The 15,411-nt window shown below is 71.0% G+C and carries 12 protein-coding genes and 1 pseudogene; 3 read left to right on the forward strand and 10 right to left on the reverse strand.

What is annotated here, in order from left to right; translation table 11 throughout:
* Positions 1-32: 32 nt before the first annotated feature.
* The 4 genes and pseudogenes from ACTMTU_RS25560 to ACTMTU_RS25575 form a co-directional block, all read right to left on the reverse strand.
* Positions 33-1,088, reverse strand: coding sequence for a UvrD-helicase domain-containing protein (locus ACTMTU_RS25560; protein WP_441265990.1), 1,056 nt, complete (start codon positions 1,086-1,088; stop codon positions 33-35).
* The gene (locus ACTMTU_RS25565) at positions 1,063-1,590 is read right to left on the reverse strand and encodes a UvrD-helicase domain-containing protein (RefSeq protein WP_441265791.1); all 528 of its coding nucleotides are present in this window, start codon (positions 1,588-1,590) and stop codon (positions 1,063-1,065) included. Before ACTMTU_RS25565 ends, ACTMTU_RS25560 begins: the two co-directional genes overlap by 26 nt.
* 127 nt (positions 1,591-1,717) lie before the next feature.
* Positions 1,718-3,106, reverse strand: coding sequence for an ATP-dependent nuclease (locus ACTMTU_RS25570; RefSeq protein WP_441265991.1), 1,389 nt, complete (start codon positions 3,104-3,106; stop codon positions 1,718-1,720).
* A gap of 111 nt (positions 3,107-3,217) precedes the next feature.
* A pseudogene (locus ACTMTU_RS25575) lies at positions 3,218-3,436 on the reverse strand (AAA family ATPase); the annotation flags it as partial.
* Positions 3,437-4,081: 645 nt separating this feature from the next.
* Between ACTMTU_RS25575 and ACTMTU_RS25580 the strand changes: the two are divergent.
* Positions 4,082-5,470: an MFS transporter gene (locus ACTMTU_RS25580; RefSeq protein WP_441265792.1), complete on the forward strand. Its 1,389-nt coding sequence runs from the start codon at positions 4,082-4,084 to the stop codon at positions 5,468-5,470.
* A 193-nt stretch (positions 5,471-5,663) separates the two neighbouring features.
* On the opposite strand, the gene ACTMTU_RS25585 is transcribed toward ACTMTU_RS25580, so the two are convergent.
* From ACTMTU_RS25585 to lnt, 4 genes are all read right to left on the reverse strand, one after another.
* Positions 5,664-7,643: a helix-turn-helix domain-containing protein gene (locus ACTMTU_RS25585; protein ID WP_441265793.1), complete on the reverse strand. Its 1,980-nt coding sequence runs from the start codon at positions 7,641-7,643 to the stop codon at positions 5,664-5,666.
* A gap of 145 nt (positions 7,644-7,788) precedes the next feature.
* On the reverse strand, positions 7,789-8,610 hold the full coding sequence (locus tag ACTMTU_RS25590) for a 3-hydroxybutyrate dehydrogenase (protein WP_441265794.1): 822 nt from the start codon (positions 8,608-8,610) through the stop codon (positions 7,789-7,791).
* Positions 8,611-8,668: 58 nt separating this feature from the next.
* Complete coding sequence (locus tag ACTMTU_RS25595; RefSeq protein ID WP_441265795.1) at positions 8,669-9,154, reverse strand: NUDIX hydrolase; 486 nt, start codon at positions 9,152-9,154, stop codon at positions 8,669-8,671.
* A gap of 162 nt (positions 9,155-9,316) precedes the next feature.
* Positions 9,317-10,939 (reverse strand): apolipoprotein N-acyltransferase, encoded by a 1,623-nt coding sequence (lnt, locus tag ACTMTU_RS25600; protein ID WP_441265796.1) that lies wholly within the window; start codon positions 10,937-10,939, stop codon positions 9,317-9,319.
* A 536-nt stretch (positions 10,940-11,475) separates the two neighbouring features.
* Here lnt and ACTMTU_RS25605 point away from each other — a divergent pair.
* Positions 11,476-12,375 (forward strand): O-antigen ligase family protein, encoded by a 900-nt coding sequence (locus ACTMTU_RS25605; protein WP_441265797.1) that lies wholly within the window; start codon positions 11,476-11,478, stop codon positions 12,373-12,375.
* Between the two features lie 126 nt (positions 12,376-12,501).
* Here ACTMTU_RS25605 and ACTMTU_RS25610 read toward each other — a convergent pair whose 3' ends face one another.
* Positions 12,502-13,089, reverse strand: a complete 588-nt coding sequence (locus ACTMTU_RS25610) for a hypothetical protein (protein WP_441265798.1) — start codon at positions 13,087-13,089, stop codon at positions 12,502-12,504.
* A 232-nt stretch (positions 13,090-13,321) separates the two neighbouring features.
* Positions 13,322-14,107, reverse strand: coding sequence for a glutamate racemase (locus tag ACTMTU_RS25615; protein ID WP_441265799.1), 786 nt, complete (start codon positions 14,105-14,107; stop codon positions 13,322-13,324).
* Positions 14,108-14,165: 58 nt separating this feature from the next.
* Here ACTMTU_RS25615 and ACTMTU_RS25620 point away from each other — a divergent pair, with 58 nt between their 5' ends.
* Positions 14,166-15,338, forward strand: coding sequence for a glycosyltransferase (locus ACTMTU_RS25620; protein WP_441265800.1), 1,173 nt, complete (start codon positions 14,166-14,168; stop codon positions 15,336-15,338).
* Positions 15,339-15,411: the final 73 nt, after the last annotated feature.

Consider the following 15,411-nt stretch of genomic DNA (forward strand, 5'->3'; position numbering starts at 1 on the left):
CCACCTCAGCCTGCTCCAACTCGCCTGCAGCATCATCTGCTTGAGACGACTCCGAACCTCATTCTGAAACGATCAGTAAGACCCGCCAGGTCTCGCAGTGCATGGGTCAGTCGAGCGCAGAGCGCTTCCCATGTTTCTGCCTCCTCCACCGGTCCTGTGAGGAAGTGGAGCAGTATTGCCCTGATCCGCCCGCCGGCGGTGGCTGGAGACCGTTCCATCCTGTTCAGAGCAGGCAACGGAGTTGCCGCAGCCGGCAGGTACGGGCGGACCATTGCGCGAATGCCGTCCCACAGGTCTATTGCTGCCTCACGGCTTGCCCCCGGTGCCCAGCGAGCACGTGATGCCCACACCAGCTCGACAAGCGAACCATGCGTCCCGGACACCTTCTCGTCGGTGCCGAATCCTGGAACGTAGCAGGCCACGCTCTGCGGAAACCGCTTCGCCTCCCCTGGCCTCTTCCGAGCTCCCAGGACCCTTGGCGGACTGATGGTCAGCAGGTCCTCGGGGACCGTCTCCGCCGCGAGCCGCTCGAAGGCCGGCACGACCTCTGCTACGGACTGCTCGTCGAAGACGATCAGAGCCACCTTGCCATCCCGGCCGGCACCAACGATCGTCTGCCGCCGGTGGACGGTTAGTTCGCTGGCGAGTTCCGCTATTCGGCCGCCGAATCGACGGCTCACCGGCAGTTCACTGGCCATCGCCGCCGGGAACGACGCGGCACCGGCATCGTCCTTCGGATGCCCGGAGAAAATGCGCTGATTCACGTCACCAACCCGCTGCACCACCGTGCCGCCGGCTCCGAAGATCTTGTCGAGAAGGCGCTGCTGGAGTGCGTCGGTGTCCTGCATCTCGTCCAGGAACACGAACGGGAATCGCGACGAAATAGCTCGGGCGAGGTGCGGGGCACGGACCAAATGCCGCTCGGCGATGGCGTACATATCCTCAAACCGGAAGATCCCGGACCACGCCAAACGACGCTTGAGACGCGCGAACTCCTTGCCACTCGCAGATTCCGGTTTGAACGGCAGTCCGCGGTAGGAGACTACGTCCAGTTCACCCGCGTCACAGACGAAGCGGGCATCGGCCAGGAGACGCTCCCCGTCCCTCTGGTGCTTTCAACGTGGTCCGCAGATTCGGGTAGTCCCAGCCCTTCATGAGCGTGCGGTGAGCTGCTGCAGCGTAGGCCGCGTCGTCCACCACGACGATCCGGCCTCCTTGGCCTCTGATCGCGGGGGCGGCAAGGAAGGTATGGGTGAAGGACTGGATGGTGCCGATGAAGTGCGGGTAGCCGAGCAGCCTGCGGCCGGCCGTGGTAGCAGTGATCCGGTACTTGATCTCGTCCTTGGCCGTATTGGTGTGGGAGAGGACGCAGACCCCATGGGTGGTCGACGTCCAGCCTTGCGCGAGCAGCGCCAGCTTGAGGCCGATCAGGCTGGTCTTCCCGGAGCCTGGTGCTGCCTGGAGGTCCATGGTGTGAAGACTCTGAAGGAAGTCCCACTGTTCCGGGTACGGGAGCGTGATCCCCATCCCGGCTGCGACCGTCTCGGTCTTCTCCTTGGACAGCGTGTCCGGCGTCAGAGGCAGCTCCACAACTCACGCCCCACCACAGAGGTGGCTGAACGCATCACGCAGGTACAAGGGGAGGTCCGACCGGGCGAGGGACCCCGGAGTCAGCAGCTGTGCGGCGTACTGTGCCGAAATCGCCTTGCTGGCCTGCTTACCGGGCTTTCGTCGCAGCGGCCTGTAGATACGCATGGCCGCCTCGTCCAGGGAGGTCTCGTCCTTCCGCCACTCCGCGATCTCCTCGGCCGCACGAGCCTGGATGTCGACCAACTCGGGGCCGGTGGGCCATTTGTTCGTCGACGCCCCTGCGGAACATACGGCTTGGTGCATGACGGGGCCACGAAGCCGCTGCCAGGTCGTACTCGAGCGTCCATTGGTCGGACACGAACGTCCTCACCGGCCCGGCGTCCCCGCCCTTCAGTCGCGTTACGTGCGCCTCGACCTGCTGAGAAGTCATGGTTGAGACTGAGGGGAGTTGGCCTCGCATGTCCTCAGGGGTGTCTGGCGGAAGCAAGTCCCGGTCACGTATGCAGGCGACGGACACCGGAATCTGCTGGCCGTCACGCTTGAAGATGTGGCTGTAGCGGAAGAGGCCCGTGTGCCCCACGTTGACGATGCTGACGCCGTTCTCACTGAACGACCAACCCGCGGCAGCCGCAAGGGCCGGCAGGAGCAGCGCCTCGGCGTCTCCCTCCACCAGGGCCACAGACCGGGCGAAGAACAAGTTGGCCTTCGTCGCGTCGAGGAACTTGGGCAGGAAGGCGTAGTCGCTGGGGTCGAGCCCGGTCATGCCCGGTGCGAGGCTGAACGTGCGGCCAGCGGCGACAAGAGTGATCCACTCCACGGGAACGGCGGAGGCAAGGTGCGGGCTGTGTGTGGTGAGGATGACCTGAACCCGTGGGTCGGCGGCGCTCTCCCCACCGGCCGCCCGGTCGAGCAGGAGGTCCATCACCCGTGTCTGCAGCTGTGGGTGAAGGTGCGCTTCCGGCTCCTCGATCAGGAGGAGCGGCGCAACGTCGTTGTTGCCCAGCAACAGGAGCTCAGCAGCCATGAACAGGGCGTTGTTGTATCCCAGCCCCCGACGGGTCCATACCGACTCACCGGTCGAAAGCCTGAGCTCGAGACGTTCCAGGGCGCGGGAAAGGGTGGCGTCACCAGCGACGCCGATCTCACCTCGAAGCGTGTCGCTTCCGATAGAGAATTTCTCCAGGTACCCACTGTTGATGTCATCGAGCACGGCCATGACGGTGCTGTTGGAACGGATGTGATGCTCGGCGCGGCGCATGATGCCGACCAGAGTGATGGCCATCTCGTTGTCGACGTCGAAGTCGTTCGCGCCCTCAGCCTTCATCGTGGGGTAACCGGCGAGGATCTGTGAGAGACGTGAGCCCCGCCCCGCCCGCAGCTCCCCCTCGGCATCGCGCAGCGGCCGAAGGTACGTGGCTTTCAGATGCTCTCGTGCCGCACCGTCCAGAGTGGGTCCCTCACCATTCGGACCGGTCCGTGTCGTGACCGAAACCCGATGCGGGGGCAAGGGTTCCATCAGCTCGGCCTTGAAGGTGATGTACAGGGACGACGTTCCATTCGGTTCGGTGGTCAGATGCTCGAGGAAGATGCCCTGCTCCTCCGTCGAGAGCTCCTTGAAGCGGCACGTGATGGTGAACGTGTCCGCGCGCCCGCCAAGTCCGGCATGAAAGTCGTCCTTGGCAACACGGTAGAAATCCGCAGCTGTCGTCAGGAGGCACAGGCGTATGGCATCGACGACAGCCGTTTTCCCCGCGTCGTTCTCCCCCAACAGGACGGATACCCCAGGCGTCAGTTCTAGTTCGAGCGAATCTCCCGCGTCCTCGGACGACCTCCGAGCACCGAAAACGCGGAAGTTCTCAGCCGTTCAGCGTGGCCAGATACATCGCACCCCCACCGAAGGGCCGACGCCACAGGTGGGCGCAGGCGCATCCCCCCGCGCCACACTCCCCAGTTGTACGCGGCTGTCCGGGAAAGCCTACGACTTGGATCACCGATCTACGGGCGGCTTCCAGACACCACAGGAACAACATCGCCACGCATGCGGATCGCGATCGATGGCAAAGCGCCGGCCTGCCCGAGGGACCGTCCGCGCTACCGCGACTGCGATCATCCAGGAGCAGCCGCGACCCAGCCACGGCCCGCCGGTCCAGAATCCGATCTGCCGCAGATGCCGGACTTCAACGCAGCGTAGTCAGCACCAAGTCAGCACGGGAGCGGTGAGAAGGGGTGATGACGTGGGCTTTTAGTCAGCACGAAACCAGCACGGGAGTCAGCACGGCGCCTTCAAATCATGCCCGAATAGCGCAACTCGGACAGCGTCCTTCGTGGCTTCGTTGAGGCTCCGCCGAACACCCTGGTACCGGCTCCATGGTGGGCGCGCGCACTCCTACACCTGGAACTATGGTGTCCCACCACATACGCCACTGACCTGCGTGTTTCTACGGTGTGGCGACACGCAAACGTCCCCGCCAACTGTCCGGAAGTGGTGTACATGGCCGCCCCAGAAACCGCTCCACCAGCGCCGAGCTCGCTGAAGCGCATCGTCGCCGCCAGTCTCATCGGCACGACCATCGAGTGGTACGACTTCTTCCTCTACGGGTCCGCCGCCGCGCTGGTCTTCAACGAGCTGTTCTTCCCGGATGAGGACCCGCTGGTCGGAACCCTCCTCTCGTTCCTCACCTACGCCGTCGGCTTCGCCGCGCGTCCGCTCGGCGCGCTCGTCTTCGGACACTACGGCGACCGGCTCGGACGTAAGAAGCTGCTGGTGCTCAGCCTGCTCATGATGGGCGGTGCGACCTTCGCGATCGGACTCATGCCGACCCACGCGACGATCGGCTCCGCCGCTCCGATCCTGCTGACCGTGCTGCGGCTCGTGCAGGGTTTCGCGCTCGGCGGCGAGTGGGGCGGCGCGGTGCTGCTGGTGTCCGAGCACGGCGATGCCAAACGGCGCGGATTCTGGGCCTCGTGGCCTCAGACGGGCGCCCCGGCCGGGCAGCTGCTCGCCACCGGTGTGCTGTCAGCGCTCACGGCGCTGCTCTCCGACGCCGCCTTCTCCTCATGGGGCTGGCGCATACCGTTCCTGCTGTCCGGCGTGCTGGTGATCGTCGGCTTGTGGATTCGTCTCTCTGTCGATGAATCGCCGGTCTTCAAGGCCGCGTTGGCCCAGGCCGAGCAGCGCAAGGCGGAGGCCGACCAGGTGGAGAAGATGCCGGTGGTCGCCGTGCTGCGCCACCACTGGCGCGATGTCCTGATCGCCATGGGCGCGCGTATGGCTGAGAACATCAGCTACTACGTGATCACGGCGTTCATCCTCGTCTACGCGACCACCGCCGTGGACATGAGCAAGCAGACCGCGCTCAACGCCGTCCTCATCGGCTCCGCCGTTCACTTCGCGGTGATCCCGCTGTGGGGTGCGCTGTCCGACCGCATCGGGCGCCGGCCGGTGTATCTGATCGGCGCGATCGGCGTCGGAGCCTGGATGTTCCCGTTCTTCGCGCTCATCGACACGGCCGGGTTCGGCGCCCTGCTGCTCGCCGTCACCGTGGGTCTCGTGCTTCACGGTGCGATGTACGCGCCCCAGGCGGCGTTCTTCTCCGAGATGTTCGCGACGCGGATGCGCTACTCGGGTGCCTCGATCGGCGCGCAGTTCTCATCCGTCGCCGCCGGTGCGCCGGCACCGCTGATCGCCACTGCTCTGCTGGCCGACTACGACTCGTCGACGCCCATCGCCCTGTACGTGATCGCCGCGGCCCTGCTCACCGTGGTGGCCATCGCCTGCGCACGGGAGACGAGGGAGCGGGACCTGACCACGCTGGACACTGCCGCGGACGAGGTCGAGGACGCTCCGGCCACAGCCGCGGCGGACGCCCGTACCGCCTGACCCGGTGGGGGCCGGCCGGTCGGCCGGCCCCTCCGTATACGCGAACTGCGCGGACCCGGACGGGGTCCGCGCAGTTCGCGTATACGGAGGCGGTGGGGACCTCGTGGACCTCATGGACGGCGGGGGAACGGTGGTTCCGATCCCCGCGAACGGGACGCGCGGTCGCCTGGACAGGCGACAGGCGGGCAGGTCCTCAGGAGCCGGCCGACGACGACATAGCGTGCAGCCTCAGCGCCAGCTGGATCTCGAGGGACCGCGCCGGCGCCTGCCAGTCGGGGCCGAGCAACCGGCCTATGCGCTCGAGCCGTTGGGCCACGGTGTTCACATGGACGTGCAGGTCGTCCTTGGTGCGGGCCGGGCTCATGCCACTGGCGAAGTAGGCGTCCAGGGTGCGGACCAGGTCGGTACCGCGCCGCCGGTCGTAGTCGATGATCTCCCCGATGGTGCGGTGCACGAAGCCGTCGATGTCACCGGGGTCGGCCAGCAGCAGCCCGAGGAACCCCAGGTCCTGCGCCGCGGCGCCCTCCCCGGAGCGGCCGAGGAGGCGCAAGGCGTCGAGGCAGCGGCGGGCCTGGGCATAGGCCGTGGCCACCGGCGCCGGGTCCTCGGCCGGTGAGTCGACCGGCGAGGAGGCGCCGACGGTCACCGGCTCGCGAAGCGCGCCGCCCAGCTGCCGGGCGGTCTGGCGGGCGAGGTCCGCCGCCGTGTCGCCAGGGCCGAGGGGCAGGAGCAGGACCGTGCCGCCGTCGCGTGCGGCGGCGAGACCGGAACGGGTCGCGGCCAGGTGCGAGGCAGCGGACCAGAGGCGCCGGCGGTCCGCCGTCTCACGTGCGGAGACGGCGGACCCGTCGAGGGAGCCCGCACGGCTCCATGAGCCGCCGCGCGCGCCGGACTTGCGGCCGGCGGCCGGCTCGGCGCGGGTGGCGTCGGCCCTGGTGGCGGTCTCGTCCGCCGTGCCGTCGATCCGGGCGGCGAGCACGACATGGGGGGTGTCGAGGTCGGCCCGCAGCCGGGCGGCCCGCTCCCGCAGCAGTCTGGGGTCGCGGTCCGGGGAGTCGAGCAGGTCGTCGAGCAGTTCGCCCCGCACCCGCTGTTCCGCGTCGTGGGCGGACCGTTCGGCGAGGAGCAGCAGGGAGGTGACCATCGCGGCGCGTTCGAGGGTGCGGCGGCCTGCGGGATCGAGGTCGGGGTGCCCGTGCAGGACCAGGGAGCCGAAGACCTCCCCGCCGGCGGCGACGGCGGCGACCCAGTCGTCGCCGTGCCGTGTCGCATGGCCGCCGGCGCGCGCGGTGTCCGGGCCGCCCGCGGTGAACTCGACCGTCCCGTCGAGGACTTCGGAGAGCGCTGCGGCCACATCGTCGACGCCCCCGCCGCGCAGGACCAGTTCCGTCAGACGGTCGTGGACGTCCGAGGCGCGCTCCAGGACGCCGCTGTGGTCCTGGATGATCGCGTTGGCCCGCTCGAGGTCGGCGAGCGCGGAGCGGGTCTCCGCGAGGAGGTTGGCGGTGTCGATGGCGACGGCCGCGTGGGCTGCGAAGGAGGCGAGCAGCGCGACCTGCTCCCGTTCGAAGACCCTGGCGCGCCGGTCGGCGGCGAACAGGACGCCGATGACCTGGCTGCCCAGCATGAGCGGCACGCCGAGGATGGCGACGAGGCCCTCGTCCTTGACCGCGGCGTCGATGGTCCCTGTGTGCTCGAACCGGGCGTCGTCGAAGTAGCTTTCCGTCACATAGGGCCGCGCGGTCTGGGCGACGAGTCCGCCGAGCCCCTCCCCCATGCCGAGCCGCACCTGCTGGAACCGGGCCGACACCGAACCCTCGGTGACCCGCATGTACGTGTCGCCGGCCGCCGGATCGTTGAGGCTGAGGTAGGCGACCTCGGTGCCCAGCAGCGACCGGGCCCGCTGCACGATCGCCCGGAGCACCGCGTCGAGGTCGCGCAGACCGGCGAGGTCGTGCGCGGTCTCGAAGAGGGCGGACAGTTCCGCCTCGCGGCGGCGCCGCCCCTCCAGCTCCGCCCGCACCCGCAGGGCCAGCTGCTTGGCGTGTTCGAGCGCGGCCAGCTGCTCGGGCCCGGCGCCGTCCGCGCGGGCGAGGAGCAACGGCCTGTCGTACGCGTCGGCGGCCGCGCCGCGTGCGAGGAGCTCCAGGTAGTGGGCTTGATCGTGGGACATGGACACAGGATTCCTGCCGTACGGGCGGTCGCACCAGCCCTGTGGACAACGATGCGGTACCCGGCCCGACGACAGGACCTGGACCCGCTCGTGATCGATACACCTGTCGAGACGCCTGGCGTGACACGCGTCGTGATCGATACGCCTAGTGAGCCGTCCAGCCGCCGTCGAGGGTCAGGGACGTACCGGTGATGAAGGAGGCCTGGGGCGAGCAGAGGTACAGGGCGGCCTCCGCCACCTCCTCCGGCTCGACGAGCCGCTTGATCGCGGAGTCCTTGAGGAGGACCTCGGTGAGCACGCGGTCCTCCGGCAGGTCGTGCGCGGCGGCCTGGTCGGCGATCTGCTTCTCGACGAGGGGTGTGCGCACATATCCGGGGTTGACGCAGACGGAGGTCACGCCGTGCGGTGCGCCCTCGAGGGCGGCCGTCTTGGAGAGTCCTTCGAGACCGTGTTTGGCGGCCACATACGCGGACTTGTAGGCGGAGGCGCGCAGTCCGTGTACGGAGGAGATGTTGACGATCCTGCCCCAGTCCTGTGCGTACATGTGCGGCAGCGCGCCCCTGATCAGCCGGAACGGGGCTTCGAGCATCACCGTGAGCACGGTGTGGAAGACGTCCGGCGGGAAGTCCTCGATGGGCCGTACCAGTTGCAGGCCCGCGTTGTTGACGAGGATGTCCGTGCCGGCGGCCGCCGCTTCCGCGGCGTCCAGGTCGGTGAGGTCGAGCAGGTACGGTTCCACCGCCCCGGCGAGGCCCTCGCTGTGCGCGGCGAGCGCAGCCAGTCCGTCGGCGTCCCGGTCGACGGCTCTGACCTTGGCCCCGGCGGCCGCGAGCCGGAGGGTGCAGGCGCGGCCGATGCCGCCCGCGGCACCGGTGACGAGGGCGGTGCGGCCGCCGAGGTCGACGGACAGGGTGGACGCCGCGGCTGCGGGGACGGGGGTGCCGGGCGGTGTGGTGGGCGCGGTCATGTCCGGCACATTAGGCAGCGATCATCCGTCGACCGATGTGGTCGCAGCCCATACTTCGCTACGCCTTGGTGGGTTCGAACCATGCTGGTCCTTCGGACAGCGCATGTTTGATCCGGAAGGTCGCGAAGTCGTGGAGCTCCGGCAGCGCGTCGACGGGGAACCAGCCCACCTCGAGGGACTCCTCGTCGTTGACACGCGCCTCGGCGGCGCCGCTCACCGCGCGGCAGCGCATGGTGATGTCCATGTACTGGCACACGTCGCCGTTGGGATAGGTGACGGGCCTCGGCAGCGCCTGCACCAGCACGACCCGCTCGGCCACGCAGCGCACGGCGGTCTCCTCGTACACCTCGCGTGCCGCCGTCATGGCGGGCTGTTCGCCGGGCTCCGGGATGCCGCCGATGATCGACCAGTTGCCCGTGTCGGCACGCCTGCCCAGCAGCACCCGCCCCGCGTCGTCGAAGACGACGGCGCTGACACCCGGTAGGAACAGCAGCTGGTGGCCGGCGGTCGCCCGGATGGCGCGGATGAAATCGGGAGTTGCCATGCCCGGACCCTACCGCCGGCCCCGGCCGGACCGTCCGAGCCCCTCCGCGGACCGGCACAGCCCCCTGGCGCTCTCCCGGCCGGCACCGACAGCGCAGCACCCTGGCCGGACGCCTGACGGACTCGGGCCTTGTCCGCCGCCGTGGCCGGAGGCCCGGCGGACTCAGGCCTTGTCGGCCGCCGTGGCCGTCCCGTCCGTCGCACGCCGCCGGGTCCGGACCGCGCCGACGGCGACGGCGGACAGGCCGCCGGCCGCGAGCAGCACGAGGACCAGTTCGGGGGCGCTGCCGAGCCGGGTCGCGGGCGTGAGCGACGAGCGCAGCGGCACCTCGGCGACCAGCGCGTCCGGCGTGAACATCGCCGTCTGTTCGACGATCTCCCCGTCGGGCAGGATGACGGCGCTGACACCGCTGGTGACGGGGACGACGACGGACCGGCTGTGTTCGACGGCCCGCACGCGGGACATCGCCAGCTGCTGGTACGTCATCTCGCTCCGGCCGAAGGTGGCGTTGTTGCTCGGCACGGAGATGAGCTGCGCGCCGTGCGTGACGGTGTCGCGGGCGGCGTCGTCGAAGGCCGCCTCGAAGCAGGTGACCAGGCCGACCTCGGTACCGGCGAGGTCGAAGACCCCCACCTCGTGCCCGGGTCCGAAGTCGCGCTGGACCCGGTCCACGTCGGAGTTGAAGACCCGTACGACGGACCGCATCGGGATGTACTCGCCGAACGGCTGCACATGGCGCTTGTCGTAGGTGTCGACGGGCCCCCGTGCGGGGTCCCACTCGATGAGGGTGTTGCGGAGCTTGCCCGTCTCCGGGGTCAGCACGGCGCCCACGACGGTCGGAACACCGATGGCCTTGACCGCCCGGTCGATGACCTGGCGGGCGTCGGCGTTGCGGTACGGGTCGAGGTCGGAGGAGTTCTCCGGCCACAGGACGAAGTCCGGCCGGGGTTCCTTGCCGGCCGCCACGTCCGCGGCGAGCTGTTCCGTCCGGCGGGCGTGGTTGTCGAGGACGGCCCGGCGCTGGGCGTTGAAGTCGAGACCGAGCCGGGGGACGTTGCCCTGGATCGCGGCGACGGTGGCGGTGCCGTCCTCGGCGGAGTCGTCGACCAGCGGCCGGGAGGCGAGGGCCGCGGCGACGGGCACGAGGAGGGCGAGCAGCGCCGTCACGGCGGCGATGCGCGGAACGGTCCCGCCGCGGCGGTGAGCAAGCGCCTGCCGCGCGCATTCGTAGAGGGCGAATCCGCAGAGCACGACGGCGAAGCTCAGCACAGGGGTGCCGCCGAGCGCCGCGAGCGGCAGGAAGAAGCCGTCGGCCTGACCGAAGGCGATCTTGCCCCACGGGAAGCCGCCGAACGGTACGCGGGCACGCGCGGCCTCGCCCGCGATCCAGACGGCGGCGGCCCACACGGGCCACGCCCGCAGCCGTGAGACGAGGGCGATGCCCATGCAGGCGAACGCCACGAACAGCGCCTCCGCCGCGACCAGCGCCAGCCAGGGCACCGGGCCGACCTCCTCGCCCGTCCAGAACAGCAGGGGGAGCAGGAAGCCGAGGCCCGCCAGGTAGCCGAGCCCGAACGCGGACCGCGGCCGGCGTCCGTGCAGTGTCAGGCCGAGCAGGGCGAACGCCGGAACGGCCAGCCACCACAGCGGACGCGGCGGGAAACTCGCGAAGAGCAGCAGGCCGGAGAGCGCGGCGGCACCTGGGCGCGCGAACCGGCGCAGCAGCGGCCGGCCCTCGGTGGGTGCGGGTCCGGGGGTGTCGACGGGGGTCATGATGGCGCTCACCCGGCGGAGTCTACGGCGGAGGCCTGTGAGCGGCGCAGTCACGTCCACCTCACCCAGCAGCAACGTTTCTCCGCAATCACTCCACACATGTCCGAGGCTCCCGTTAGCGTGTTCGCCGGTCCCGCGCACACCACGAGCCGTTCAGGTCGGTTCCGGCTGTCGCGCATCGGGCGCCCGTCGGCGTCCGGCCCGTTCCGGCCGCGCGGGGCCCGTCACAGTCGGGGGGCGACGGGATGGGTTCAACGGGCGGTCCGCCCACGGGCCGGGAACACCGAAGCGATCCGGAGACGGGCCCGGATCGCGCGAACGGTGCGCACGCGCACCCGGAACGCGGCTCGGACCCGGATCCCAGGGACGGTACGCACACGCATCCGGATCGCGGGCAGGGTGCGCGCACGCACCCGGATCGCGGGCAGCGTGCGCACACGGGTGGCGAAGGCCGTAGCGGTGCGGACGCGGCGGGCGTCGTCGTCCTTGTCGGCTGCGCCGTGTGGTCGCTGGTCAGCGCCGCCGGACGTGAGGGGCGGCCGGAGGGCGTGCTGCTCGCCGTGTTCGCCGTGACCGCGGGATACGCCTGCGGACGGATCGCGGGGTCGCTCCTACCGGTCGGCGGCTTCGTCGTGACCGCGGCGGGGGCCGTCACGGTCGCGGTCGTGGCCCATGACGGGGTGGTCCCGGGAGCCGCCGCCGGTGCCGTCACCCCCTTGGGACAGACGGGCGCCGTCGCCGCACTCCTGGTGCTCGGCACGGGTGCGGCCTGCTGTGCGGCGTCGGCCGCCCGGACGGCGGGAGGCAGGACGGTGTCGCGCCTGTTCGCGACGGCCGTGGCCTGTTCCGCGCTCGTGCTGGCGTCCGTCCCCGCGTTCGCCGCCTGCCTGACCGTGCTGCTCTGTTCGCTCGCCGTGGCCCGGATACGCCGGCGCGCCGCCGTTCTCGTGGCACTCGCGCTGGCGACGGGCCTCGTCGCGGGAACCACGTGGGCCGTCGCGGAGGACGCCCTTCCCTCCGGCCTCGCCACCTCGGTGGAGGCGCCACTCACCGTGCACCGGGTCGCTCTGTGGCGGGACGCCCTCACCCTGGCGGAACGGGAGCCTGTCCGGGGCGTCGGTCCCGCTCGCTTCGGCCGGCTGAGCCTCGCGTCCGTCCAGTCGCCGGCCTCGGGGAACAAACCCCACTCGGCACCGCTCCAGCAGGCGGCGGAGCAGGGAGTGGCCGGCGTCGCGCTGCTCGCGGCGGTCTTCGGCTGGATCCTGTACGGGCTCGGGCGTTCGCCCCGCCCGACGCCCGTGGCACTGAGCGCCGCCGCCGCGCTGACGGCAGTGGCGGTGCTGGCCTGTGTCGGCAACGTGCTGAGTTTCGCCCCCGTCACCACCGGGGCCGCGCTGCTGGCGGGACTGGCCACGGCGCGCACGCCGCGCGAAGGACAGGACCTGTAGGCCGCGGCACGGCGCGTGCAACCGCCAGGAGAACGCGGAGTCGCCGGAGTTGCCGAGGCCGCCCGGGCAGGCACGGGGGCGGTCACGAAAGATGAAGGTGCCGCGGGCGGCTCCGCACGGGCCGGCTCACGCCCCTGGCGCCTGGCTCGCCCCCGTGGCTCCCGGTGCCCCGGTCGCCTTGAGGTGATTGATCCTGGCGCGGAGGACCCGTACCGCCATGGCCGCGTCGTCGACCGTCACCGTGAACCTGCTGCCGTCGCTGAGGGTGACCGCCACGCCTTCGCCGCGCCGGACGACGACCGCGGTGCCCTGTTCGGGACGCCAGCGGCAGCCCCAGCCGCCCCACTGCCGGGGCGTCACCCGGTGGACGAACTCCGCGCTCTCCACATGCGACAGGGGGATGTGCCGGCGCGGTACGCCGATGTGACCGCAGCGCACGTCCAGCGCATGGCTGTCGATCTTCACCGCCACGTGCACGAAGGCGAGCGTCCCGTAAAGGATCATGAGGCCCGCCGCGACGCAGCCGATGACCGCCATCAGCATCGCCGCGATGCCGGTGGTCCACGTGGCCCCGATGGCCAGCTTGATGCCGAGGGCCAGACAGGCCAGCCCCGCCACGGCGAGCAGCCACTGCATGCGGTTGGTCGCCCGGCCGGTCCAGACCTCTGGAAGGGGCTCCGAGCCGCGCCCCTCGTGGCGGAAGTGGTGCCTCATGCCTAGGACCCTACCCAGCATCGGGACAACCAGCACTGATGCGGCGAAACGGCGACAAGGGCGGGAAAGGCACCCATCAGCGCCCCGTGGCCTCGGAAACGCACGCGCGGACGAACCACCCGACCGGCGTGCGGCACCTGCCGTCGTCACAGGTCGCGGGTGGCGGTCGGGGACCAGGGGCGTCCCGGCCGGCAGGCAGCGGTCTACGCCCGTGAAAGGGCCGCGACCCGGTTCAGCGGACCGGGGTCACCGCAGGCAGCAGGCGGCTCTCCGCGTAACCGAGCGCCTCCGCCGGAAGAGTGGCTTCCGTCCCGCTGAGCAGGACCGTGAGCCGGCCGCTCGGCGACGCGTCGGGAGCGGGCTCCGCACCGATCCGGCGCAGGGCCTGCGCGGCGACGGCTCCCGCAGAGCCGTGCAGGACGAGGGGCGGCAGGCCGGGCTGCTGGATCGCCGCCCGGATGCGCTCGGAGACCAGTTCGTAATGAGTGCAGCCGAGGACGACGGCCCGGACGTCACGGGGAGTGAGCGCGGCCGCCGCGGCGACGGCCCGGTCGATCGCGTCCTCGTCCGCCCGCTCCACCGCGTCGGCGAGACCCGGACAGGGAACCTCGGTCACCTCGACCGAGCCGGCGAACTCCTTGATCAGTCCGCGCTGGTAGGGGCTGCCCGTGGTCGCAGGCGTCGCCCAGATCGCGACGGGACCGCCCCCGGCCGCGGCGGGCTTGATCGCGGGGACCGTACCGATGACCGGGATCGACGGCTCGAGCTCGGCCCGGAGGGCGGGCAGGGCGTGCACGGAAGCGGTGTTGCAGGCGACGATGAGCGCGTCGGGCCGGTGCGCGGCGGCCGCCCGCGCCACGGTCAGCGCCCGCCCGGCGACATCGTCCGGTGTACGGGGACCCCACGGCATGCTGCCGGGGTCGGAGGACAGCACCAGGTCGGCGTCGGGGCGCAGCGTACGCACTGCGGCCGCCGCCGCCAGCAGGCCGATACCGGAATCCATGAGCGCGATCTTCACCCGGTCACCATAGTCGACCGCCGTCACGGCGGGCCTTGCGTGGGGCAGACTGCGGCGGATGAGCGCTCTTGCCTGGACCGCTGTCGGATCGCTGGCCGCCTGGGGGTGGCTGCTGCTCGGCCAGGGCTTCTTCTGGCGGACCGACCAGCGGCTGCCGGACCGCGAGGATCCGGCGCACTGGCCGGATGTCGCCGTCGTCGTGCCCGCGCGGGACGAGGCGGACGTACTGCCCGTGAGTCTGCCGACGCTGCTCGCCCAGGACTACCCGGGCCGGGCCGAGATCGTGCTCGTCGACGACAACAGCGGTGACGGTACGGGGGACCTGGCACGGTCCCTGGCGGCGCGGCACGGTGGCCTGCCGCTGCGGCTGGTGACGCCGGGCGAGCCCGGGCACGGCTGGACCGGGAAGCTGTGGGCCCTGCGGCACGGCATCGACGCCGCGGAGGAACGCGACCCGGAGTTCCTGCTGCTCACCGACGCCGACATCGCCCACGGGCCGGACAGCCTCCGGGAGTTGGTCGCCGCGGCGCGGACCGGCGGCCTGGACCTCGTGTCACAGATGGCGCGGCTACGGGTCGCCGGCGGCTGGGAGCGGCTGGTCGTGCCGGCGTTCGTGTACTTCTTCTCGCAGCTCTATCCGTTCCGGTGGATCAACAAGGCGGGGGCGCGGACGTCGGCCGCGGCGGGCGGCTGTGTGCTGCTGCGTACGGAGGCCGCGACGCGGGCCGGTGTCCCCGACTCGATCCGCCAGGAGGTGATCGACGACGTCTCCCTGGCCCGTGCCGTGCGGCGCTCGGGCGGCAGGATCTGGCTCGGTCTGGCCGACCGGGTCGAGAGCGTGCGCCCCTACCCACGGCTGGCGGATCTATGGCGGATGGTGTCGCGCAGCGCCTACGCCCAGCTGCGTCACAGCCCGCCGGTGCTGGCGGGGACGGTCGGGGGGCTGGCGCTGGTGTATCTCGCCCCGCCGGCGGCGCTGGCGGTCGGGCTGCTCGGCGGGGACGCGGTGGCCGCGTGGGCGGGGGCGGCGGCGTGGGCGGTGATGGCGGGCACGTACCTGCCGATGCTGCGCTACTACCGCCAGCCGCCGCTCCTCGCGCTGACCCTGCCGTTCACCGCCGCGCTCTATCTCCTGATGACGGTCGACTCCGCGGTGCAGCACTACCGGGGCCGGGGCGCCGCATGGAAGGGGCGCACCTACGCGCGGCCCGAGGCCGCCGGCGACTCCTGAGCGCGCCGCGGTTACCGGGTTCCGCGTGAAACAGCTCCCGCCCCGCCGGGTGACGCGGGGCGGGAGCAGGCAG

It is taken from the genome of Streptomyces sp. OZ13 (assembly GCF_052068155.1).
Taxonomy (GTDB): Bacteria; Actinomycetota; Actinomycetes; order Streptomycetales; family Streptomycetaceae; genus Streptomyces.

Coding starts and splice junctions, on each gene's coding strand:
- ACTMTU_RS25570 (WP_441265991.1), bottom strand. CDS start 3,106: ATGGAACCCTTGCCCCCGCATCGGGTTTCGGTCACGACACGGACCGGT.
- ACTMTU_RS25580 (WP_441265792.1), top strand. CDS start 4,082: ATGGCCGCCCCAGAAACCGCTCCACCAGCGCCGAGCTCGCTGAAGCGC.
- ACTMTU_RS25585 (WP_441265793.1), bottom strand. CDS start 7,643: ATGTCCCACGATCAAGCCCACTACCTGGAGCTCCTCGCACGCGGCGCG.
- ACTMTU_RS25590 (WP_441265794.1), bottom strand. CDS start 8,610: ATGACCGCGCCCACCACACCGCCCGGCACCCCCGTCCCCGCAGCCGCG.
- ACTMTU_RS25595 (WP_441265795.1), bottom strand. CDS start 9,154: ATGGCAACTCCCGATTTCATCCGCGCCATCCGGGCGACCGCCGGCCAC.
- ACTMTU_RS25610 (WP_441265798.1), bottom strand. CDS start 13,089: ATGAGGCACCACTTCCGCCACGAGGGGCGCGGCTCGGAGCCCCTTCCA.
- ACTMTU_RS25620 (WP_441265800.1), top strand. CDS start 14,166: ATGAGCGCTCTTGCCTGGACCGCTGTCGGATCGCTGGCCGCCTGGGGG.